The following is a 22,735-nucleotide window of genomic DNA, read 5'->3' on the forward strand; positions in this document are numbered from 1 at the left end:
TCTATTCTACAACTAGAGGTACTTCACCCTTTTCAATTACTTCACCAATAATGGCAGGTTTTATATCTAACTTCATTAATCTTTCCATCATAGACTGAACTTGATCTTGAGGAGTAGATATTAATAAGCCTCCTGAGGTTTGCGGATCAAATAAAGCATCCTCTAGCCATTCCGGAATATCCTCTAATTTATACTTGCCATCTAAATATCCTTTATTGTTATAGGTTCCTGCAGGCACTAAACCCATCTCAGCATATTCCCTAGCACCTTTAATCACTGGAATTTTATCTTTAAATAACTTTATAGTGATATCAGAAGCTGATGCCATCTCATATCCATGACCCATTATCCCAAATCCAGTAACATCTGTGCATGCATTTATGTTGTAATCTACTATAATTTCACCTGCATATTTATTTAAAGTACTCATAACCTTTACAGCTTCATCATATGCTTCCTTGGATGCAATTTCTGCCTTTATAGCTGTATTAACAATTCCTGTACCTATAGGCTTTGTTAATATAAGTACGTCTCCCACCTTACAACCATGGTTTTTAAGGACTTTTTCAGGATGTACTATTCCCATAACAGATAATCCATACTTAGGTTCATCATCTTCAACAGTATGTCCACCAATCACTACGGCACCTGCTTCTATGACTTTATCAGCGCCACCTTTTAAAATTTCTCCTAATATATCTATATTAAGGCAATTAGGAAAGCAAACTATATTCATGGCTACTGTAGGCTTTCCTCCCATGGCATAAACATCACTTAGAGAATTTGCAGCTGCTATGGCTCCAAAGGTATAAGGATCATCTACAACTGGAGTAAAAAAATCTAAGGTTTGAATAGCTGCTATATCCTCTGTTAGCCTGTAAACTGCTGCATCATCAGAAGTTTCTATTCCTACTAATAGGTTTTCATTTGACATTTTAGGTAACTTACCTAGTATTTTTGAAAGGGTCTCCGGCCCTATTTTAGCTGCTCATCCAGATGTCTTTGAAAGTTCTGTTAATCTTTTTGACATGGTTTTACCTCCTTATTTTATGATAAAAACAAACTTTATTTTTTATTAAATTAAATTCTATTTAGTATTAAAAATCATACTAATTCTTTAATAATTCTATACTAATACTCATTTTATGTCTACCTTATCTCTCAATTTCTCTAAGGTTTTTACTCCTATCCCCGTTATGTTTGTTAATTCATCTACGGAGTTAAATTTTCCATTTTTATTTCTGTAATCTACTATACTCTGAGCTTTTACTTGACCAATACCTGGAATGGTCATAAGCTCATCCACCGTTGCTTTATTTATATTTATTTTTCCTTTTGAATCTACAGCTTCTGTACTCTTTTCCTGCTGTCCTTCAACTTCAATTTCTGAATCTAATACTTCTTCTCCTATTTTATATATTTTAATACATTGTTCATCCTCTAGTATTTTAGAAAAATATATCTTTTCCTCATCTGCTTCTGGCGTCAGTCCCCCTGCAATTTCAATTAGGTCTCTTACTCTAGAACCTGCTTTTAATTCATATTCTTTAGGCTCTTTCACTGCACCCTTTATATCTACAACTATTTTACTATCACTTATTTTTTCTTGATTTTCACTATCTTTATTCTCAATATTTTCATTTTCTCCATCACCTTTTGAATTTTGGCCCTGAAAATATTGTTGTTCATCAAGGAATACCTCTTTATATTCTTCTTTTTTATTATTATTAATTATGTATCCTGCTACCAAAAATATAATGCTAAGTATTAATATGGATAATGCTCCTACTATTTTTTCTTTTAATTTCACTTTAATACACCTCTTAATTAACATCTTATCCATATTATTTATAAATTATTATCGTACTTCCAACTTTTTTTTGATATAATAATGTATTATGTGTTAAAAAAGTTACTAGATAAAAATTAAATATGTATAGTAAGGAGATTTCTATGAAAAAACTATTATTTATCATATTATCATTTTTTGCTATAACCCTATTAAGTTATGGTAATGCATATGCATACTCAGACCCACCTTCAATAACTGGTAAAAGCGTGGTAGTTATGGATGCTAATACTGGGGCAGTGGTCTATGGTAAAAATGAAAATAAACCTTATCCACCAGCATCTACAACAAAACTAATGACAGTACTTCTAACTCTAGAAAATTGTGATTTAGATGAAGTTGTAACTGTAGGCGAATTTCCTCCTACCATTGAGGGTTCAAAAATCTATGTAGATGTGGGAGAAAAGATGACTGTAGAAGAAATGTTATATTCAGTAATAATGGTTTCCGCAAATGATTGTGCTGCTGCTCTAGCAGAGCATATATCTGGCTCCATTGAAGAGTTTGCTGTATTAATGAATCAACGAGCAAAGGAACTGGGTTGTAAAAATACCAACTTTGTAAATCCTCATGGACTTTATGATGATAAACATAGAACTACAGCTTATGATTTAGCTCTTATGGAAAAAGAATTATTGAATCACGAAAAATATATTGAAATATCTAAAACTAAATCCACTTTCTTACAGCCTACAAATATTTTTAAAGAAAAAAGACCTCTTTGGAATGATAATAGACTACTTCATGATGCTTATGAATGCTATTATCCAGATGCCATTGCTGGCAAAACAGGCTATACTGATGAATCCCGCCATTCTTTTGTAGCTTCTGCTTGTAAAGGGGATGACAAGTTTATAATAGCAATATTATTTGATGAAAATAAAGCCTATTATGATGAAACTCCTAAACTTTTTGATTGGGCCTTTAAAAACTTTTCCACTGAAAAAGCTTTTTCAAAAGGTGAAGAAATAGGTACCTACGAAACTACTAATGGTTCAATTATTCCCTTATTGGCTGATAAAGACATACTATATACCAAGGATAACAGTTCTAAAGAAAAGCCATCCATAGTAATTAATAAGGATACGCTTAGTAATAAATTTTTTAATAAGGGTGAGCCTATTACTACTGTTGCAGTTAATTATAATAGTCAAAGCTATAGTAGTGAGGTTTTAAGTGGTAAGGATTACGAAGAAGAAGTGCTTCCTGTAGTTGGTAATCTAGTTACTACAGAGGATAACACTATAAGCTATAAAAATCTATTTATGATTATAGGTGGAGTAGTTTTAGGAATTATTCTTCTAATATTAGCTATTATATATATTATTAAGAAAAGAAAATTAGCCAAAAAACGAAAAAAACTTTTCTCTTCGTATAATTCATACAGAAATAAATATTAATTTATCAAAATATAAATGGTGCTTCATTAGATAATAATGCAGCACCATTTCTTTATCCTATGACTTCCGACTCTAATACTCCTATCTTCTTAAAAGTGGGAGTAAAGAGCTGCTAGGTCTCCGGCTATGAATTTTCTATATGGATTGAAAGCTATGTATAAGCTTTGTCATATCCTCTGGAAGAGCACTTTCAAAGTTTAAAATCTCACCACTTCGAGGATGTGGCAATGTTAGAGCATAGGCATGTAGAGCTTGACGAGATATTAATTCTTCATCATTAAAATCACTATAGAGTTGTTCTCCATATATAGGACATCCTACATAGCTTAAATGTACCCTTATTTGATGGGTTCTTCCAGTCTCCAAGACCAATTCTACTAAAGTTCCTTCTTTATAACTCTCTTTTACCTTATAATGAGTAATGCTTCTTTGACCATCCTGTAAAACTGCTCTTTTTATTGTTTCATCTGTAGGTCTTCCTATAGGTAGGTCTATAGTACCTTCTTGATTTTCAAGGTTTCTATGAATTATAGCTAAATAAGACTTTTTAATTAAATTCTTCTCCATGGATTTTGCTAAGTTCATGTGAGAAAATTGATTTTTAGCTATCATAATAAGTCCAGAAGTATCTCTATCTAATCTACTAACTAATCTTACTATAGAATTATCATTATTACTTCTAAAATGATGAATAACTCCATTTGCTAAGGTTCCCATAGGATGACTTTTAGTTGGGTGAACTACCATAAAAGGAGGCTTATCAACTATTAATAAATCATCATCTTCATAAATAACCTTTATGTTTAAATCTTCACCTTCTATATTTTGGCTTTCCTCTGCATTTACAGTAACCTCAATAATATCTTCTTCTTGAAGTTTATAGTTAAGCTTTACTTCTTTACCATTTACTCTTAACCTTCTATCCATAGCTGAACCACGAATGAATCTACCAGAAAGATTTAAATTCTCCTTCATGTAGTCTCTTATCTTCATATCCTGGCCTTCTTTTCCTACCTTATATGTAATAACACTCATCTTCTAGTCACCTCTATTTATAAATATTTAAGCCTCCTTGTGTAGGAGGCTTAATCATATACTTAATTATTCTACTATTGCTATTACTTCTATTTCTATTAAAGCATCTTTTGGTAATTTCCCTGGTTGAACACAAGATCTTGCAGGTGGATTTGCATTGAAATACTTTCCATATATTTCATTCATGGCTGCAAAGTCATTCATATCCTTTATAAATACCATAGTTTTTACAACCTTATCTAAGGATGTACCAGCCTCTTCAAGAATAGCTTTAACATTTTCTAAGCACACAGCTGTAGCCTTTTGTATATCATCATTTACTAATTCTCCAGCTTGATTTATTGGTAATTGACCTGAAGTGTATAGTAAATTTCCTACCTTAACTGCCTGTGAGTATGGCCCTAAAGCTGCAGGTGCTTTTTCAGTGTTGATTATGATTTTATCCATTTTTTTGCCTCCCCAATTTAAATTATTATATATTATTAGATAATTTTTACCTAGTAATATCAGTTTCTTTTAGTAACTAACAAATAATTTCTAGCTTTAATGGTATCTATATGCATTATTGAGTTTCTAGATAATATATACATTATAGTATCATCAAAAGATTTTAAAAGAGCTTTATCTATATTCTCATAGGCTAAAGTTCTTAATTCTTCCACACCTTTAAAATTTCTTGAAGGCTCTATACAATCCGCAATATAAACTATTTTTTCTAATGTTGACATATTTTCTCGTCCTGTAGTATGATATTTTATTGCATTTAAAATATCTTCATCTTCCACATGGAACATTTCCTTTGAAATATATGCTCCAATTAAACCATGTAAAAGCTGAGGAGATTTGTAATATATATCTGAAATAATTATTCCATTACTCCTTGCTTTATTAATTAAATCATTGGCAGAAAAATTTTTAGCACAATCATGACAAAGCCCAGCTATTCTACCTTTATTAGGATTTATACCATAATGTTTTGCAAGGTCTTCACTAGTTTTCATTACACCTAAACTATGGTTATATCTCTCCTTGGTAAGATGAATTTTTATATAATCTTTTATTCTATTTTCCTGCCACATACCTTACACCTTATTTCTATATAAATTATATTGATTAATTACCTCCTCTACCCCTAGGGGAAGAAGGTAATTAACCATTTTATCTTCTGAAATTTTCTTTTTAATTTCTGTAGATGATATATCTAAAAGAGACATTTCTAACAAAATTATCTCTTTGCCATACTCTTTCTCTAAATCCTTTTTCATTTTTAATACATCATCCATAGCATATCCAGTTCTAGAAAACACAACTAAAGTGCAGTTATCTAATATGATGTGAATATTTTTCCACTGCCTTAAAGTCATTAAACTATCTACTCCAACTAAGAAATACCATTGAGTATAAGGTTCTCTATGGTTAAACTGCATTAGAGTATTATAAGTATAACTTAAACTGTCACTTTTTATCTCAAAATCACTTATGGAGAACTTTTTCTCCCCTTTTATGGCCTGAGAAACCATTTTATACCTAATTTTCTCTTCTGTCACAACTCTAGCCCTTTTATGTGGTGGTCGACCATTTGGCATAAATATGACTTCATCTAGGCTTAAATTATATAGTGCTTCATAAGCTATATGAATATGTCCTATATGTATAGGATCAAAAGTTCCTCCAAAAATTGCCTTTTTCATGCTATTACCTCTTTAAATTATAATACCATATATGAAGTATTTTACCAACTATAAATGGAATACCTGTTTAAAAGTTACATATATTTAAAGGTTTCTAAAACTCTATTAAATGTATTTTATTTAGGAAGCTCTATTTTAGGATTTTTCTTAGATTTACGATATATAACTAATTTGCTTCCTATAGCTTGAATTCCTTCACAACCTAATTCTTCACATAAAATTTCTGAAGCTTCTCTTGCTGTAATCCCACTATTATTTAAAGTTTTTATCTTGATTAGCTCTCTTGATTCTAGAGCTTGATCTATCTGCTTAAGAAAGTTCTCTTCTATGCCACCTTTTCCTACTTGGAATATTGGTACTAATTGACTTCCAAGAGATCTAAGATAGCTTCTTTGTTTTGTTGTTATCATGTTATTTATTTCCCCCTAATTTTATAATAAGAACTCAAATTCAAAATCATTTAATCTTACTAGGTCACCATCTTGTATTCCCATATCCTTTAACTCATCGATAATTCCTTTGTTTCTTAAAACTTTATGGAAGTATCTTAATGAATCTGGCTCATTTACATTTACACTAGTTAATAATCTATCTACAAAGGATCCTGTAATCTCAAATATACCTTCTTCGACTTCATTTATTTCATATGTAAATCTCTTTTCTTCAGGAATAAATTTATCATCTTCCGAAATCTCTAATTCCTTAACTGGAATTGTACTAAGCATTTCAGCTGCAGCTTTCATAAGATCATCTACACCTTCATTTGTAGCTGCAGATATCTTATATATCTTATCATAGCCCATAGCTTGTAATTCTTTTTTAAAGTTTTCATAAACTTCTTCATCATAGAGCATATCAGATTTATTTGCTGCAATTATCTGTGGTCTATCCCATAGCTTTATACTATATTTTTTAAGTTCTTCATTAATTCTTTTAAAGTCTTCTATAGGATTTCTTCCTTCAACTCCAGAAATATCAACTACATGAATAAGCATTCTAGTTCTCTCTATATGTCTTAAGAATTCTAATCCTAATCCTACTCCCTCTGCTGCTCCTTCTATGATACCTGGAATATCAGCAATAACAAAAGGCTCTATACCCTTCACTGCTACTACTCCAAGATTTGGTTTTATAGTAGTAAAATGGTAGTTAGCTATCTTTGGCCTAGCCTTAGATACCATGGATAAAAGCGTTGATTTTCCTACGTTAGGGAATCCTAGAAGTCCTACATCGGCTAAAAGTTTAAGTTCTAGCTTAATCCATCTTTCTTCTCCTGGCATACCTGGCTCTGCAAAGTTTGGTGCCTGTCTTGTAGGAGTACAAAATTTTGCATTTCCTTTTCCGCCTTTTCCACCTTTACATACTACAAATTTATCGCCGTCATGAGCTAAGTCACACATAACTTTATCTGTTTCAAAGTCTTTAACTATAGTTCCCATTGGAACTCTGATAATAATATCTTCTCCACCTCTTCCGTAGCATTTAGAGCCTTCACCCTTTCCTCCATTAGGAGCTACGAATTTACGGTGATAAGAAAAATCTAATAGGGTAGTCATATTACTATCTACTACTAATATGACACTTCCACCATCTCCACCATCTCCTCCATCTGGTCCACCTAGTGGAGCAAACTTTTCTCTTCTAAAATGAATGGAACCATTACCACCATCTCCGGACTGTACAAAAATCTTGGCTGTATCTATAAACATTATTATTTCACCTTCCTAACAAAATATCCTTTGATATTTTTACGAATTAAGTATACGTATATTATTATTTACAAAAATAATAATTTTACCTATGTTTTATTTTAAAACTAATTAACACCTAGGGATGTTTTTTTATAACATAGAATAAATAATTGTCCTATGTCATAAAAAAGCACCCTTACGGGTGCTTAATTAACTATTCAGCTATTGCAATTTCTACATCGATTGGATAAACACTAGCTTTTTTCTTGTTTTTACCCACTCTTTCAAATCTTACAACTCCATCAACCTTAGCGAAAAGAGTGTCATCTCCACCGATACCAACGTTTGTACCTGGGTGAATTTTTGTTCCTCTTTGTCTTACAAGGATGTTTCCTGCAAGTACAAATTGTCCGTCTGCACGTTTAACCCCTAATCTCTTAGATTCACTATCTCTACCGTTCTTAGAGCTACCTACTCCTTTTTTATGAGCACATAACTGAAGGTTTATTAGTAACATATCACTGCACCTCCTCTACTACAACTTTGATATATTTTCCATAACTAATTTCTAAATTTTTCAATCCCAATAACATCGTTTCTAGTAGGACTTGTGTACTTTCTATTTCCACATGAGATAACTTAGATACATCTAAAGCTATGTTTCCCTCTTCCGCGATATATGTAGGTTTTAACTTTAGCACCTCTAACACTCCTAAGATTGTTACCTGGGCTAAATTACTTACAGAACCACAAACAACATCATCATAAACAGTTGTATTTTGCTTAACATCAAAATACTCAGCATGCCCATATACATGAAATGATACTAACATGCTTTTTGTTCTTTTGAAAGTTACCTTAATCATAATTAAGCTTCAATCTTCTCAATTACAATTTTAGTAAATGGTTGTCTATGACCTTGTTTTTTTCTGTAGTCTTTCTTTGGCTTATATTTGAAAACTATAACTTTCTTAGCTTTTCCTTGTGCTACTACTTTAGCAACAACTTTAGCTCCTTCAACTACAGGCTTTCCAACTACTAAACCGTCTTCTTTTCCAACTGCTAAAACTTTATCGAATTCTACAGTTGAATCAACTTCAGCTTCAAGTTTTTCAACGAATAAAACGTCTCCCTCTTGAACTCTGTATTGCTTTCCTCCAGTAAGTAAAACTGCGTACATTAAATACACCTCCTCAATCCAGTCTCGCCATCTCAGGTATAACTTGCAAATTCTTTACAAAATTCTAAAGTTAGTTTAAAAACCTTATGTGTGCGGTCTACAAATGACATTTTAACACATACGCTGATGATTGTAAAGCAACTTATGGTATTTTTTTATTGATGGCTATCATCTCTAATATTGACATCTTATTCAAAATTATTAGTTACATCTAGTTTTTGCAGAAAATACTTTTAATTCTTGCATAGCTTCAACTTGGCTATGGAAAATTAAAGATTCAGCTTTAAAATTATCTAGATTTTCCTGAAATCTAATAAAAATATCACAGTCTAGACCATCTAATTTCTCCACAAAAGTTACTATATCATTGTTTATTTCATACTCATAGTTTTTATCTAGTTCTATATAGATATTTTTAATTCCCTGCTCTGATTTTATTTTTTTCACTTTACCTTTTAAAATGCTTAATATATATTGTAAAGATACTTTTTCTCCTGTACCTTTACAATGAACACAGGAATTAAAAACATAATCACATATGGATTTGCCATATTTCTTTCTAGTTATCTGAACTAAATTTAATTCTGTGAAAGGATATATTTTAGTATTATGCTTATCATCCTTAAACTCTTCTTGTAGAACCTTTAAAACTTCAGCTTTATCTTCATTAGATTTCATATCTACAAAATCTACTACTGTTATCCCACCTAGATTTCTCAGTCTTATCTGTTTTACTACTTCCTTAGCAGCTTCCATGTTAGTTATTAAAATATTTTTTTCCTTTAATGATGGCTTTATGTTTTTAGCTGTATTTACATCCACCACATTCATGGCTTCAGTTCGTTCTAACACAATGTTACCACCACTGGATAAGTTAATTTTATTATGTCTTAAAGCTAAAATTTCTTTTTCAATGCCATAATTATCAAATATGGATAAAGTTCCTTCATAAAAACTGAGATCAATATTTTCTAAGCGCTTTTCTTTAATTAATTTTTCATAGTAAAGGTAATCTTCATAATTATCAACTACTATCCCAGCTCCACCTTCAGTATAATTTCTTAAAACCCTACTTAGGATCCCATTGTCTTTATAGAGAGTTCCCACTTTAGATGAGTAAGTAAACTTATTACATATTTCTTCATATCTATGTATTAACTCACTTATTTCTTCCTTTAAAATGTTTATATCAATATTTTCTGCTTTTGTTCTAATTATTATTCCAACATCCTCAGGTTTTGATATAGTTTTTTCTATCAATTCTTTAAAATTAGGCGTTTTAATCTTTTTTGAAATTTCTATATGGTTATGTTCTTTAGTAAGTACTGCATAGGCTCCTGGTAAGGAAAGGTTTCTAGTTACCTTTGGGCCTTTTTTATCTATCTCTTCCTTTACTACCTCTACCATAACTTCATCACCTTTTTTAAGGGTGTTTATATGCTGATTTTTTTCTAGGGAAAGATATCCATTTTTTTCATAACCTATATCTACGAAAGCACCATGAATAGAAGGTACTATATTTTTAATTACACCTCTATATATGTCTCCTACTTTAGGTCCTTCTGTATCTTCTTCTATAAAACATTCTTTAAGAATATCACCATATTTTACTGCAATCTTTAATAATGTATTTTGTCTTTCAATGAATATTTTTTTCATTAAATCAACTCCTAGTACTGTGCAAAATACTCTTGAAGTGTAAGTAGTTCTTTTCCTTTAAAAGCATACATTTCTACTCTTTTTATATCAACAAAGGCATCTTCCTTAATTCCATTTACGTGAGTTTTTATAAATTCACTAAGTAAACTTGCTGATAGGTTTTCTCTACTTCCACAACTAAGAAGTCCTTCTATAGTTAATATTTTATTATCTATGGAGTACTTTATCTCTTTAACTAAAGGCTTAATATCTGTTTCCTTTTCTCCTGATTTAGATTTCTTTAAAATTGTCCATTGACTTAAATTCATTAAAGAATCCATATCTAGTGCAGACTCATCCTGAAGTTTAAACTTTATTATATATTTAGCTGCATCTATGGTAGCCATGGCTTGTTGATTTTTCTGTCCTTCTTTTCTGGCTACCTTGGTAACAGACAAAAATTTAACTCCCCCTACTGTATTTTCATTTAAAGTCTTTATAATTTCCTTTTCATCAATAGCTTCAATAAACACTGCATCTAAGTATTCTCCTGTAGAATATACCCCTACTGATAGGGGTTGTGCTATAGATATGCTCATATGAGGATTAAACCCCTTAGAATACTCTATTGGTAGTTTTGCTCTTCTTATAACCCTCTGTATAGTTCTCATTAAATCTAAATGAGATAAAAACTTTATTTCACTTTCTTTAGTGTATTTTATTAAATAACGCACCATGAAAGCACTCCCTTTCCTTAAAACTAGTATTGATTCCACATCCTGTACATCTCTCTCTACAGTCTGGTGTTAAAACCATTTCTTTAGCTTTTTCATTTTCACTTATTAGATAGCTTTTACTTACTCCTATATCAATGAAGTCCCATGGTAAGATTTCATCATAACTTCTTTCTCTATAAGCATAGAATTCTCCATCTACCCCACATTCTTCAAAAGCTTCTTGCCACAATTCAAAGTTGAAGTACTCGTTCCAACCATCAAATCTAGCTCCCTTTTCAAAGGCCTTTACTAGAACATCACAAAGTTTTCTATCCCCTCTTGCAAATACTGCTTCTAGGTAGCTAAGTGCCGATTCATGCCAATTGTAGTTAATAGCCTTACTTTTTATAGCATCTCTAAGACTTGAAATTTTTTCTCTTACCTCAGCCACTTGATTCATTGGAGCCCATTGGAAAGGTGTAAATGGCTTTGGTACTAATATAGAAGTACTTACTGTAACTCTTAAACCCCTCTTTCTTACATCCCTAGGTACATGGAAGTATTCCTCTACTACCTTTTCTGCTAAGTGCGCAATTCCTTCTACGTCTTCTACGGTTTCGTAAGGAAGTCCTATAACAAAGTATAACTTTATAGTTGACCAACCTGATTCAAAGGCATTTCTAGCAGATCTTAGTAAGTCTTCTTCTGTTACACCTTTGTTTATTACATCTCTCATCCTTTGAGTTCCAGCTTCTGGAGCAAAGGTTAATCCTGTCTTTCTTACCTTTTGTATCTCCTTTATTAAATCTACAGAGAAGGCATCTATTCTAATTGATGGTATAGATACTCCTATTTTTTCTTCTCCATACTTTTCAATTAAAGAAAATATTAAGTTTTGGATATTAGAGTAGTCACAAATACTTAAGGAACTTAGAGAAATCTCCTGATAACCTGTGTTTTTTACAAGAACATCGATTTCCTCCATAAGTTTTTCTGTGGTTTTTTCTCTAACTGGTCTGTATATCATTCCTGCTTGGCAGAATCTACATCCTCTTGTACATCCTCTAAAGGTCTCTATAACTATTCTATCGTGAATAATTTCTGTATAAGGAACTATGAATTTTTCTGGAGAATTGTTAGCATTAAAATCTGAGACTATTCTCTTTTTAACAGTTTTAGGTACATCCTCATGCTTTGGAGTCATCTCATTAATAGTACCATCTTCGTTGTAATTTACGTCATAAAGGGATGGTACATAAACTCCTTGAATCTTTGAAATAGCTCTTAGATATTCGGCCTTTGATTTACCCTTCATTTCCTTATAAACATCTAAAACATCATGGGTAACTTCTTCTCCTTCACCTAATATGAAGACATCAGCTATATCATATAAAGGCTCAGGGTTATAGGCACAAGGACCTCCCATCATGATGATAGGATATTCTTCTCCCCTTTTTGAAGCTCTAACTGGTATATTACACATATCTAGCATATTTAAGATATTAGTATAGCTCATTTCATATTGAAGAGTGAATCCTAAAATATCAAATTCACTAAGGGAATCCTTAGTTTCAAGAGTTCCTAGCGGAATGTTATTTTCTCTTAGTAGTTTTTCCATATCTGGCCAAGGTGCAAAGCATCTTTCACAGAAGGTATCCTCTCTCTCATTCATAAGATGATATAGAATTTTTGTTCCCAAGTGGGACATTGCCACTTCATAAACATCTGGAAAACAAAAAGCATATCTGATATTTACATTGTTTTTATCTTTATTATATGAGTTTAATTCTCCACCTATATATCTAGCTGGTTTCTCAACTCTGTACAAAATATCGTCGGAAATTTTATTCATTGAGTATCCTCCTTAAGTTAATTTAACTTAGCTTCAGAGGATTTTACATCCTCTGAAGCTAAGTTTCATTTTAGCACAACTATATAATATTTCAAGTAACTATACTATTTTTCATAGCTTTCTAGAAGTTCTTCAAGAGTTATATTTCCCAATTCCTTAATTCCATTTAATATATCCTCTTCATATAAAACTCCTATCATGTTCATTTCATCATCAAGTACAGTAAATACATTATACTTATTTTTATCTATTAATTCTATTAATTGTAATATATTTATTTTGTAATAAACAGAAATACTTTTATTTTCTAGGTATCCTCTACCTATTAACTTTTCCTTTTTTTTGATGATATATCCCATTATTATATAAGCTATCCTCCCTTTTTCCTTATAGGAAATCATTAATATAAATATAGAAAAAAATGCAAAATCTAAAACCAGTCGCTCCAAGCATAATCCCATTAAAAAGATTGCTCCAAATATATATCCTATTACTATACTTATATTTAGCGCAATCTTATTAGCTTTTTTATATATGAGTTTAATATTAAGAATATCTCTTAATATACGACCTCCATCTAAAGGAAATGCTGGTATAAGATTAAATATACCTATAACTAAATTATAATTGCAAAATTCAATAAAACTAGAGTTAGAAAAATATTTGCCTAAAAAATAACTAGTTAAAGCAATTAAAAAATTCCCTATAGGACCACTTAGGGATATAATAATATCTTCCTTAGGGGTTGCCTCTTCTAGCTCCTTTAATCTTAAAGTAGTACCTATTGGTAATATGTCTATAGAAAATCCTGAATAACCTAATATTCTTGCTGTTATTAAATGAATGATTTCATGGATGATTATGATTATAAAACCTATAATTAACTCACTTTTAAATCCTATAATCAATATTAAAATTATATAGGGTATTAAGTATTTGCTTATTCGTATCAATGATTTCCCCCTAATAATCTTGCTATATCATAGTTTCAAAATTAAAGCATTTCTCTGGGTTTAAAATATTTCCCATATAAAATACTTCTATACTTAATATATTGCCTTCATCTCCCTTAACTGTACCAATAACTTCTCCTGTATCAACAGCATCTCCAATTTTAACTTTACTACCGCTTAGACCAAAATATTTCATCTCAATACCATCACCATAGTCTAGGATTAAAGTAATTTCTTTTCCTTCAGTAATACTCTTTACCTTTCCTGGAAATGATGCTTTTATATCACTTTCACTAGTTAAGCTTAAAGAAAGTTTATTATCTTTTATAGTGATTTGATTTTTATCCTTTATGGTTATGGGGTTTACATAATTTTCTTTTATATAATTTTCTTTCTTTTCTTCAAAATTGACCATAGACTTTACTTCATTAAAAACTTCAGTTATTTTTTCTTCCTTAAATATATCCAGTATACTTTTCTCTTTAAATGCTTGGACTATATTCTCAATAGTTATATTTTTTTCCTTCAATAAACCATTATTTATAATTGCTATACTCTTATCATATACCTTATTAACATAACTGTTAGGATATGTTCTAGCTACAAATAGTCCAGCTAGAAGAACTAGAATTATTACGCATTGGATAATCAATATATTGGCAAATCCTTTCCCAAAAACATTTAAATAAATTGGGAAGGTATTTCTTCTACTATTTAATTTATAGTTACTACCTTTAGTACTATTCCCACTATATTTTGTAGGTTTATACTCACTAGTTCCTGATTGCTTTTTTATATTAGAATAATATTTTTGATAATATTCATTATAAATTCCCATAAAATATCCCCCCATAATTTACTATTACTAATTTATATATATTAAAAAAAACTAACTTTATGATGGGTAAGAAAATTTATTTTCATCAGAACATAATAAAAAAAGGCTGTCTCAATATATGCCAATCCTAAAATCCCGTTAATCATGAACTTATATTAAAGTACAAATTCAACATTTTAAAAAGATTGACAAATTGTCTTGAGACAGCCTCTTTAATTTAATTATCTGTTTTTTAAAGCCTTCATGAATACTTCTGCTGTACCTATATTAGTTGCAAGAGGTATACAGTGAACATCTGAGAGTCTTATAAGGGCTGTTACATCCGGTTCATGGGGTTGAGCTGTAAGAGGATCTCTAAAAAAAATAATCATATCCATATTTCCTTCTGCAAGTCTCGCTCCTATTTGTTGGTCGCCACCTAAGGGTCCTGATAAAAATCTATATATAGGAAGACCAACTATTTCATTTATAAGTTTTCCTGTAGTGCCTGTAGCATAAAGTTCATGATCTTTTAGCACATCCTTATATCTTTTAGCAAAATCAATGATATCATCCTTCTTTTTATCGTGTGCAACCAATGCAACTCTCATTTAAATCACTCCTAAAAATTAATTTTATTCTTTCTCATACCTATGTTTAAAGCTAACCCTAAAGATATAAAATAAGTTAACATAGAACTTCCACCATAACTAACAAAAGGTAACGTTATACCTGATATAGGAAGTAATCCAATTGTCATCCCGATATTTTGAATTATTGAAAATAGTATAGATGCTATTACACCTACCACTATAATACCTCCAGCTATATCTTTTGAGTTCTTTGCTATATTTATAAGTTTGTATAAAAGTATTCCATATAACATCATAAGTACTAGAGCGCCAACTAATCCCCACTCTTCACCTAGCACAGCAAAGATAAAGTCTGTATGGTTTTCTGGTACAAACTTATATTGCTTTCCATTCATAAATCCCATACCAAATATTCCACCAGAACCTATGGCTATTTTAGATTGAATTAGCTGCATCCCTTCTGCTTGTGCATATCTATCTGGATCAATAACAGCTTTAAATCTTATTTTCCAATATTCTTTCATAAAAGGTGATTTCCAAATTCCTACAACTGCTACTACTACTGCTGAAAGACCTCCAACTATGATTTTCCAATTTAAGTTTGCTACAATTACAATTCCCAACATTATAAAAAATGAAACCATGGTAAGCCCCATATCTGGCTGTATTACAATGAGTATCATTGGAATAGCTGCATACATGGCTATTTTAGAAAATGTTTTTATATTATTTATATCACCTTCAGCATCCTCTATAACCTTTGCAACCATAAGGATCATACCAATTTTTGCAAACTCTCCAGGCTGAATAGCTCTATTTCCTAAACTAATCCATGCATTAGCTCCATTTACCGCTTTACCAGTTATATCATTAAAAAGCAAAAGTATAACCGCTGCCCAATATATAACAGGTGCATAATTTAATATTTGCACATAGTCTAAAGTTAATATGAAGTATATAGTTATCATACCTACAATCATCCAAGCAAATTGAAGCATGGCATATTTAGCTCCAATGGCAGAGTAAATATTAACTATACCAAAGGCTACAATTAAAAATACTACAATTAAAATACTAAAATCTATATTTTTGATTAACTTATCATTAATTTTAAATTTTTCTAATAATTTATTCATTTGCATCTCCCTCCATACCTGTTCCTATTATATCATAACAAGGAAAAAAAGCTATGAAAAACATAGCTTTATTGCTTATCTTCTCTTAACTTTTTTAATAGGTATACTAGCCACTAAAGCTGGGGAATTCCCATCATATTCATCACTAGTAGTTATTCTTATTTCAATCTCTTCTCCACTTTCAATTTCTGCATAATTAGATATAGTCTTAAGCAACTCCATTTTAATATTCTCTAAAAAATCTGGCGAAACGGTAGCTCTATCATGGACTAGAATAAGCTTTAATCTATCTGCAGCAATATCCTTTGAAGATACTTTGCTTGAAAAAATTTTAAACAAGTCCATATCTAATTTCTACCTCCTCCAAATAATTTTTTTATTGCACCCATAAATCCTTTTTGACCGTATATTTCATTAAAATCTAGGAATGGCACTTCTTCTCCTAAAATTCTTTTTCCAATATTCTTAAAAGCTTGACCAGCATAAGCAGAACTGTCTAACACTATAGGCTCACCTTTATTAGTAGATATGGTTACCTTTCTATCATCGGGCACTACCCCTATAACTTTAATAGCTAAACACTCCTTTATATCTTCTATAGTCAACATTTCACCATTCTTAGCCATATCAAAGTTCATTCTGTTAACTATAAGCTCCTGTCTTTCTATCCCCTTAGCATCTAACTTTCCAATAACCCTATCTGCATCTCTGACAGATGTGATTTCTGGATTTACAACAACAATAGCCCAATCTGCTCCTACAATGGCATTTTCAAATCCTTGTTCAATACCAGCAGGACAATCTAAAATTACATAATCAAACTCTTGCTTTAGCTGTGTTACCACTCTTAACATTTCATTTATATCTACATCATTTTTATCTCTAGTTTGTGCTGTTGGAAGAAGAAATAAATTGTTAAATCTCTTATCTTTTATAAGTGCTTGTTTCAATCTACACTTTTCTTCAATAACATCAACTAATGTAAATACAACTCTATTTTCAAGTCCCATGAGAACATCTAAGTTTCTTAATCCTGTGTCTCCATCGATAACAACTACTTTTTTATCCATTGATGCTAAAGCTGTACCTATATTTGCTGTAGTAGTAGTTTTTCCTACTCCACCTTTCCCAGATGTTATAACTATGGCCTCTCCCATTTACTAATACCTCCGATTAAATATATTTATTTATTAAATATGGTTCTAAAACAATATTTCCATTTTTAATTCTTGCCAATTCTGGATACCTAGGTTTATCCATATCTTCTGGAGATCTAGTGATAAGATCAGCAATTTGCATTATTTGTGGTGTTAATGCAAAGGCGGCTATTATAGCACCACTATTACCATTAATACCAGCATACACACTACCTTTAACAGAACCTAATACTACTATATTTCCTTCAGCATATACCTCTGCTCCAGAATTTACATCGCCTACGATAACTATGTTTCCTGAATATTCAAATCTTTGACCACTTCTTATAGTTTTTCTGACAAACTTAGTTTTTCCTTCATGTATACCATTAAAAACCTTTTTATTACTATCTTCTAAATTAATAAAGGAGCAATCCTTTATCATAAATTCCGTTGATAAAAAATCTCTTATTGCTCTTAAATCTCTAGCTTCTAATTGCCTCATATCTACAGTTATTTTAATGGAGGCACCCTTATAGAACCTTCTACCCTTTCGAAGCTTTACTCTCAATGCTTCAATTAAGCTTTCTATAGAGCTAAAGAGTTTAATATTTACAACTAAATTAAGTCCATCTTTTTCGCCTTTAAATTTTATACCATCATCTTGCATATGCAACCTCCACATATCGAGATATTCTTACTATTTCAACGTATAGAGCCTAAATTCCTTCTTTATATTGAGAAAAAATAATTTTTTTGTTGAAACACTTATTATATAACAATATTCCTTTAAAAAAATAACAAATGGTAATCCATTTGTTATTTTCTTTATTTATATTTAAATTCATAATTAGGATCAATTTTTAATATTTCTTCCTTAAAATAAGCTTCGAACATTGCCTTGGCAATAGTTCCATCACCATGGGCAGCATCGAATACTATAGAACATACTACAATCTCTGGATTACCATAGGGTGCAAAGCCTACATATACAGAAGCTGCATCCCTTCCAAGGGATTCTTGTAGTGTTTGAGTTACAACGTTAGAAGTACCGGTTTTACCTCCAGTATGTATAGGAAACCCATTGAATACTGTAGATGATGTACCATTTTCTCCTTGATTAACCTTCCCCATTCCCTCTTTAATAATTTCAATATTTGCCTTATTGAAACTAGCTTTGCTTATAAGTTTTGGCTCTATATCTTCAATAACTTCTTTAGTCTTACTATCAATGATTTTATCAACGAGCTTTACCTCATATCTTTCTCCACCATTTAAAAGAGTAGCAAGATAACTAGCTAATTGTAATGGTGTAAATTGATTCATACCTTGACCTATGGATGCATTATAGGCATTAGCTGCAGATTTAATAAATCCATTAGTATCATTTATAGCATTATACATTGCTAAAACAATATTATCTATATCTGCTTCAGAATATCCTAATGCCTTCATATCTTCGTTAGTGTTAATAATATCTTCAACTAACGGTTTCAATATTTTCATAATACTATTATAGTCAGAGCTTTCATCTTTTTTCATTTCACCCCTAATAGTATCCACTAAAGTCTTTTTCTTAGAGTTAGTAAGTTTTATTTGTTCTAATTCTTTTCCGCTACCACTCTCATCTTGTTGAGTAATATCAAAAGGCTTGTAGTGAGATGATGCATTCACTGAGCTGATTCCCTTTTGTAGGAATTCAGCCATTTGATTTATAAATGTATTAGCTTGAACATTTTTATTTGATTCATAATTATATATTTGACCAAAATTTTCTTCAATTTCTATACCTGTAGAAGCTTTTAAATCGCTACCTTGCGGTAATCCTAGCCCTAGTTGCCAACCATATTTTGCTATTAAATCTAAAGCATTTTTAGGACTTTTTTCTGCCCCACCTTTTACAAAAAGACGATCTGCTACGTCATAGAAAAAATAGTTACACGAAACCTCTAAAGCTTTCTTCACATTTGTAGGTCCATGAGAGCCACCGTTAATATTATATATCCAACATGCGCCTTCATAACTAAGATATCTATGATTATAATATCCATCATCTATAACCGTAGTGTCTCCAGTAATAACACCTTCCTCTAGCCCTGCAAGAGCGGTAACTGGCTTAAAGGTAGATCCTGGTGGAACTAATGATAAGGTTCCGTAATTATAAAAAGGTTTAGGAAATATATCATATCTATCTTCTCTTCTTGTAGTATTTCCTGGTATACTTTTATCTATTGGAAACATTTTTTCTAGCAATAATTGTTCTCTTTCTGCTAAACTTAAAGTTAATTCCTTATCTGTTAAAACACCCTTTATACTTGCAAGTCCTCTTTTTTTAATATACTCTTTTCCCATAGCTTCTAAATCTGGGTTAAAGTATTGTTGTGACAATTCAGTAGTTAATTTCCCAGGGTCTGTGAATATATTAGGATCAAAACCAGGTTTACTAACAAGGGCTAACACTTCCCCCTTAGTACTTATGGCTACGGCTGCTCCTCTAGTGGCATTAGTGCTATCTCCATAATAATTTTTTCCACTCTTTTGAAGATTAGTCATCACTTCATCCAGTGCCTTTTCTGCAGCTCTTTGTACATCCATATCAATATTTAATTGTACAGTTTTTCCTTGATAAGCTTCTACCTGTCCTAGAGTTCTAACTCTACGTCCTTGCTTATTAATTTCTATACTCTCTTGTCCCTTAGTTCCCTTTAAATAGGCTTCATAGGCTGCCTCAATACCTGCTTTTCCTATGTCATCAGTACTTACATCATAACCCTTTTCTTCATATTTATCTTGTTCCCAAGGGTTAATTTGAGACATGTACCCTAGAAATGCAGAACCTAATTCTCCATTAGGATAAGATCTCATAGGCTGAGTATCAACTATTATACCTGGCATATCTGGTTGTAGTTGCTCAAATACAAAGGCTGTTTCTTGATCTAAAGTGTTTGCAATTACTACTGGGCTATACCCTGAAAAACTTTGCATCTTCATAGCATCTTTTAATAGTAAAAATCTTCTTCTATCATGAAGAGTTAATTCATAGTATCTATCTACACCATAATCTTTCTCTAAAGTCTTATAGGCCTCTTCTGCAGTTATCTGTAATAACAAAATATCCATATAATTTTTTTGTTCTTCTGTAAGCTCTGAAAACTTCTTACCCTCACCATATTCTTTCTTTACTACCTGCTCTAAAAAACCTCTATCCTTTTTAAATCTAAGTTCTAGCCATTTTCTACTTGATTCATCGGTAGCTTTGAAGTTATATTCTAGCTTTCCTTCATTATTTATAATTATAGGAAATTCATCTACAATTGGTATTTGCTTTTTATCTAATATTTCAAAAACTCTAGACATAGTTTTAAAGAAATACTTTTTACTTTCTTCGGTCTCACTAAATTGTAATACATAATTTTGAACACTTTCGGCAAAAACTTTACCATTTCTATCTACTATATCTCCCCTAGCTGCTGCAACGGATACTGTTTTATATTTATTGCTATTTGCTCTTTCTCTATAATCCTCTACCATTATTATTTGTAAAAAAATCAATCTTGAAGTAATTCCCATGAAGATAACTACCATGGCTATATAAAATAAATTATATCTTGAAAAACTTTTTTTATTTTTTTTATTTCTAATTATTTTTTTATTTTTTTTATTTCTAATTATTTTTTTATTTTTTTTCATACTTTCTTTAGAATCTCCATTCCTTTTTTATAGTTTTGGTTTCACTAAACTTAAGTATAATCCTATATATCAGTAAAGCTACTATCATCTCATAAATAGCTTTATATATAATTAAGTGTAAAAAATTATTACTAGCTCCTATTAATATAAATATAGCAAAAATAGCAATACTCTTTAGTAAACTTAGTAGGAATGTTGAAAAAATAGGTATTATAACCTTATCCTTGAAAATTCCTTTTCCAATTTTAGCTGCCATTAAACAAATTAACATGTTAATTAACATGTTAATTCCCATGACTCCCGGAAAATAAATGTCTTGAAGAACCCCTGTTATAACACCAATAATTGTTGCTTCACCATATCCATTTATCATGGAATAACAAACTATAAATACAAAAAGAACGCTTGGATATATATTTTTAATAGCAAAAAAAGTTATAATGGTATTATCAAAAATAAAAAGAATGGTAATTATTAAAAATAAATATAATATTTTTTTAAATTTATTATTAGTTTTTGACATCTCTTTTTTCCTTTGGCACTATAATTACAAGTTGCTCTACCTTGTTAAAATCTACTGCTGGCTTCACAATTGCACTCTTCACGACCTTTGCTCTATCCTCATAAATTTCTAGAACTTCTCCTATTTTAATTCCTTTTGGATATATGCCACCTAGTCCAGAGGTTAGTATAGTGTCCCCTTCTTTAATTTTTGAATCTAAGGAAAGGCGTGTAATTTCCGTAAGAAATTTATCTTCATTTCCCTTATACCCCTTTACAATACCATTACTTTCTTCAGTGCTCAATACATATCCTGCTACAGCCATATTCTCATTACAAATAGATTGAACTATACTCCAATTACTACCAATACTAGTAACTTGACCAACTAGTCCTTCTCCTTCCAAGGCAATCATACCTTTTTCTATTCCATCTTTCTCACCTTTATTGATTATATATCCATCCAAAAAATTATTTCCAACTAAACCCAAAATATCTACGCCTATATAATTATACTGAGCATTTGCATCAGCAAAGTTTAACATGCCTCTAAGTCTGGCATTTTCTTTTCTTAAAAGATCATTTTCAATAGCATTAAATTTCAATTTCTCATTTTGTTTTTTTAACTCATCATTTTCACTTTTTATATTTCCTATATTAAGTACTAAACTAAAAGAACTTTTTATTTTACCACCTATTTTATAAACAACACCTTGAACAGAGTTTATAGCACTTCCTACACCATTTTCCACCATGGACATATTGTCTTTTTGAACTGAATAACCAATTAACCCCAAAAAGGACACTGACAGTAGTATAACTATTACTGCCAGCTTATTCTTGAATATCTTCATTTT

25 protein-coding genes are annotated in these 22,735 nt (G+C 30.9%); 1 reads left to right on the plus strand and 24 read right to left on the minus strand.

Going from position 1 to position 22,735, the window contains the following annotated elements; translation table 11 throughout:
- Position 1 precedes the first annotated feature (1 nt).
- Positions 2-1,030: a selenide, water dikinase SelD gene (selD, locus tag B3630_RS03135; RefSeq protein ID WP_346895443.1), complete on the minus strand. Its 1,029-nt coding sequence runs from the start codon at positions 1,028-1,030 to the stop codon at positions 2-4.
- Between the two features lie 108 nt (positions 1,031-1,138).
- On the minus strand, positions 1,139-1,810 hold the full coding sequence (locus B3630_RS03140; protein ID WP_346895445.1) for a helix-hairpin-helix domain-containing protein: 672 nt from the start codon (positions 1,808-1,810) through the stop codon (positions 1,139-1,141).
- Between the two features lie 143 nt (positions 1,811-1,953).
- Here B3630_RS03140 and B3630_RS03145 point away from each other — a divergent pair, with 143 nt between their 5' ends.
- The gene (locus B3630_RS03145) at positions 1,954-3,249 is read left to right on the plus strand and encodes a D-alanyl-D-alanine carboxypeptidase family protein (protein ID WP_346895447.1); all 1,296 of its coding nucleotides are present in this window, start codon (positions 1,954-1,956) and stop codon (positions 3,247-3,249) included.
- A 135-nt stretch (positions 3,250-3,384) separates the two neighbouring features.
- Here B3630_RS03145 and B3630_RS03150 read toward each other — a convergent pair whose 3' ends face one another.
- From B3630_RS03150 to mreC, 22 genes are all read right to left on the minus strand, one after another.
- Positions 3,385-4,284: an RluA family pseudouridine synthase gene (locus tag B3630_RS03150; protein WP_346895449.1), complete on the minus strand. Its 900-nt coding sequence runs from the start codon at positions 4,282-4,284 to the stop codon at positions 3,385-3,387.
- 66 nt (positions 4,285-4,350) lie between these two features.
- A complete protein-coding gene (locus B3630_RS03155) occupies positions 4,351-4,731 on the minus strand; it encodes a Rid family detoxifying hydrolase (RefSeq protein ID WP_150843804.1) in 381 nt (126 codons plus the stop codon).
- A gap of 59 nt (positions 4,732-4,790) precedes the next feature.
- A complete protein-coding gene (gene yqeK / locus B3630_RS03160; protein WP_346871281.1) occupies positions 4,791-5,363 on the minus strand; it encodes a bis(5'-nucleosyl)-tetraphosphatase (symmetrical) YqeK in 573 nt (190 codons plus the stop codon).
- Positions 5,364-5,366: 3 nt separating this feature from the next.
- Positions 5,367-5,975, minus strand: a complete 609-nt coding sequence (gene nadD, locus B3630_RS03165; RefSeq protein WP_346895451.1) for a nicotinate-nucleotide adenylyltransferase — start codon at positions 5,973-5,975, stop codon at positions 5,367-5,369.
- Between the two features lie 116 nt (positions 5,976-6,091).
- Positions 6,092-6,385 carry a ribosome assembly RNA-binding protein YhbY gene (gene yhbY / locus B3630_RS03170; RefSeq protein ID WP_346871279.1) on the minus strand — a complete coding sequence of 98 codons (294 nt, stop codon included), beginning with the start codon at positions 6,383-6,385 and terminating at the stop codon, positions 6,092-6,094.
- Positions 6,386-6,406: 21 nt separating this feature from the next.
- Entirely contained in the window at positions 6,407-7,684 is a 1,278-nt protein-coding gene (gene obgE, locus B3630_RS03175) for a GTPase ObgE (protein WP_346871278.1), read from the minus strand.
- 196 nt (positions 7,685-7,880) lie between these two features.
- Positions 7,881-8,183: a 50S ribosomal protein L27 gene (rpmA, locus tag B3630_RS03180; protein ID WP_150843808.1), complete on the minus strand. Its 303-nt coding sequence runs from the start codon at positions 8,181-8,183 to the stop codon at positions 7,881-7,883.
- A 1-nt stretch (position 8,184) separates the two neighbouring features.
- Positions 8,185-8,532 carry a ribosomal-processing cysteine protease Prp gene (locus B3630_RS03185; protein WP_150843809.1) on the minus strand — a complete coding sequence of 116 codons (348 nt, stop codon included), beginning with the start codon at positions 8,530-8,532 and terminating at the stop codon, positions 8,185-8,187.
- Positions 8,533-8,534: 2 nt separating this feature from the next.
- Entirely contained in the window at positions 8,535-8,846 is a 312-nt protein-coding gene (rplU, locus tag B3630_RS03190; protein ID WP_346895453.1) for a 50S ribosomal protein L21, read from the minus strand.
- 201 nt (positions 8,847-9,047) lie between these two features.
- A complete protein-coding gene (locus B3630_RS03195; RefSeq protein WP_346895455.1) occupies positions 9,048-10,505 on the minus strand; it encodes an Rne/Rng family ribonuclease in 1,458 nt (485 codons plus the stop codon).
- An 11-nt stretch (positions 10,506-10,516) separates the two neighbouring features.
- Positions 10,517-11,218 (minus strand): TIGR03936 family radical SAM-associated protein, encoded by a 702-nt coding sequence (locus B3630_RS03200; protein WP_346895537.1) that lies wholly within the window; start codon positions 11,216-11,218, stop codon positions 10,517-10,519.
- Positions 11,193-13,052, minus strand: a complete 1,860-nt coding sequence (locus B3630_RS03205) for a TIGR03960 family B12-binding radical SAM protein (RefSeq protein WP_346895457.1) — start codon at positions 13,050-13,052, stop codon at positions 11,193-11,195. Before B3630_RS03205 ends, B3630_RS03200 begins: the two co-directional genes overlap by 26 nt.
- A gap of 104 nt (positions 13,053-13,156) precedes the next feature.
- Positions 13,157-14,005 (minus strand): site-2 protease family protein, encoded by an 849-nt coding sequence (locus tag B3630_RS03210; protein ID WP_346895459.1) that lies wholly within the window; start codon positions 14,003-14,005, stop codon positions 13,157-13,159.
- A gap of 22 nt (positions 14,006-14,027) precedes the next feature.
- Positions 14,028-14,843: a M23 family metallopeptidase gene (locus tag B3630_RS03215; protein WP_346895461.1), complete on the minus strand. Its 816-nt coding sequence runs from the start codon at positions 14,841-14,843 to the stop codon at positions 14,028-14,030.
- A 221-nt stretch (positions 14,844-15,064) separates the two neighbouring features.
- The gene (locus tag B3630_RS03220; RefSeq protein ID WP_346895463.1) at positions 15,065-15,433 is read right to left on the minus strand and encodes a methylglyoxal synthase; all 369 of its coding nucleotides are present in this window, start codon (positions 15,431-15,433) and stop codon (positions 15,065-15,067) included.
- 11 nt (positions 15,434-15,444) lie between these two features.
- A complete protein-coding gene (gene rodA / locus B3630_RS03225; RefSeq protein WP_346895465.1) occupies positions 15,445-16,551 on the minus strand; it encodes a rod shape-determining protein RodA in 1,107 nt (368 codons plus the stop codon).
- Positions 16,552-16,626: 75 nt separating this feature from the next.
- Positions 16,627-16,896, minus strand: coding sequence for a cell division topological specificity factor MinE (gene minE / locus B3630_RS03230; protein ID WP_150843815.1), 270 nt, complete (start codon positions 16,894-16,896; stop codon positions 16,627-16,629).
- 2 nt (positions 16,897-16,898) lie between these two features.
- Positions 16,899-17,708 (minus strand): septum site-determining protein MinD, encoded by an 810-nt coding sequence (gene minD, locus B3630_RS03235; protein WP_346895467.1) that lies wholly within the window; start codon positions 17,706-17,708, stop codon positions 16,899-16,901.
- Positions 17,709-17,724: 16 nt separating this feature from the next.
- Positions 17,725-18,357, minus strand: a complete 633-nt coding sequence (gene minC / locus B3630_RS03240) for a septum site-determining protein MinC (RefSeq protein WP_346895469.1) — start codon at positions 18,355-18,357, stop codon at positions 17,725-17,727.
- 158 nt (positions 18,358-18,515) lie between these two features.
- A complete protein-coding gene (locus B3630_RS03245) occupies positions 18,516-21,377 on the minus strand; it encodes a penicillin-binding transpeptidase domain-containing protein (protein WP_346895471.1) in 2,862 nt (953 codons plus the stop codon).
- Positions 21,378-21,384: 7 nt separating this feature from the next.
- Complete coding sequence (gene mreD / locus B3630_RS03250) at positions 21,385-21,900, minus strand: rod shape-determining protein MreD (RefSeq protein ID WP_346895473.1); 516 nt, start codon at positions 21,898-21,900, stop codon at positions 21,385-21,387.
- Complete coding sequence (gene mreC, locus B3630_RS03255) at positions 21,887-22,732, minus strand: rod shape-determining protein MreC (RefSeq protein ID WP_346895475.1); 846 nt, start codon at positions 22,730-22,732, stop codon at positions 21,887-21,889. The genes mreD and mreC overlap by 14 nt, the downstream gene beginning before the upstream one ends.
- Positions 22,733-22,735 lie beyond the last annotated feature (3 nt).

The organism is Clostridium sp. UBA7503 (genome assembly GCF_002477055.1).
Taxonomy (GTDB): Bacteria; Bacillota; Clostridia; order Clostridiales; family Clostridiaceae; genus Clostridium_J; species Clostridium_J sulfidigenes.

Bases quoted from the DNA above. Each gene is read 5' to 3' on its own strand.
- B3630_RS03215 (WP_346895461.1), bottom strand. From the start codon at position 14,843: ATGGGAATTTATAATGAATATTATCAAAAATATTATTCTAATATAAAA.
- B3630_RS03155 (WP_150843804.1), bottom strand. From the start codon at position 4,731: ATGGATAAAATCATAATCAACACTGAAAAAGCACCTGCAGCTTTAGGG.
- B3630_RS03145 (WP_346895447.1), top strand. From the start codon at position 1,954: ATGAAAAAACTATTATTTATCATATTATCATTTTTTGCTATAACCCTA.
- mreC (WP_346895475.1), bottom strand. From the start codon at position 22,732: ATGAAGATATTCAAGAATAAGCTGGCAGTAATAGTTATACTACTGTCA.
- nadD (WP_346895451.1), bottom strand. From the start codon at position 5,975: ATGAAAAAGGCAATTTTTGGAGGAACTTTTGATCCTATACATATAGGA.
- mreD (WP_346895473.1), bottom strand. From the start codon at position 21,900: ATGTCAAAAACTAATAATAAATTTAAAAAAATATTATATTTATTTTTA.
- rodA (WP_346895465.1), bottom strand. From the start codon at position 16,551: ATGAATAAATTATTAGAAAAATTTAAAATTAATGATAAGTTAATCAAA.
- minC (WP_346895469.1), bottom strand. From the start codon at position 18,357: ATGCAAGATGATGGTATAAAATTTAAAGGCGAAAAAGATGGACTTAAT.
- B3630_RS03220 (WP_346895463.1), bottom strand. From the start codon at position 15,433: ATGAGAGTTGCATTGGTTGCACACGATAAAAAGAAGGATGATATCATT.
- B3630_RS03195 (WP_346895455.1), bottom strand. From the start codon at position 10,505: ATGAAAAAAATATTCATTGAAAGACAAAATACATTATTAAAGATTGCA.
- obgE (WP_346871278.1), bottom strand. From the start codon at position 7,684: ATGTTTATAGATACAGCCAAGATTTTTGTACAGTCCGGAGATGGTGGT.
- B3630_RS03245 (WP_346895471.1), bottom strand. From the start codon at position 21,377: ATGAAAAAAAATAAAAAAATAATTAGAAATAAAAAAAATAAAAAAATA.
- yhbY (WP_346871279.1), bottom strand. From the start codon at position 6,385: ATGATAACAACAAAACAAAGAAGCTATCTTAGATCTCTTGGAAGTCAA.
- rpmA (WP_150843808.1), bottom strand. From the start codon at position 8,183: ATGTTACTAATAAACCTTCAGTTATGTGCTCATAAAAAAGGAGTAGGT.
- B3630_RS03205 (WP_346895457.1), bottom strand. From the start codon at position 13,052: ATGAATAAAATTTCCGACGATATTTTGTACAGAGTTGAGAAACCAGCT.
- minE (WP_150843815.1), bottom strand. From the start codon at position 16,896: ATGGACTTGTTTAAAATTTTTTCAAGCAAAGTATCTTCAAAGGATATT.
- B3630_RS03185 (WP_150843809.1), bottom strand. From the start codon at position 8,532: ATGATTAAGGTAACTTTCAAAAGAACAAAAAGCATGTTAGTATCATTT.
- B3630_RS03150 (WP_346895449.1), bottom strand. From the start codon at position 4,284: ATGAGTGTTATTACATATAAGGTAGGAAAAGAAGGCCAGGATATGAAG.
- rplU (WP_346895453.1), bottom strand. From the start codon at position 8,846: ATGTACGCAGTTTTACTTACTGGAGGAAAGCAATACAGAGTTCAAGAG.
- minD (WP_346895467.1), bottom strand. From the start codon at position 17,708: ATGGGAGAGGCCATAGTTATAACATCTGGGAAAGGTGGAGTAGGAAAA.
- yqeK (WP_346871281.1), bottom strand. From the start codon at position 5,363: ATGTGGCAGGAAAATAGAATAAAAGATTATATAAAAATTCATCTTACC.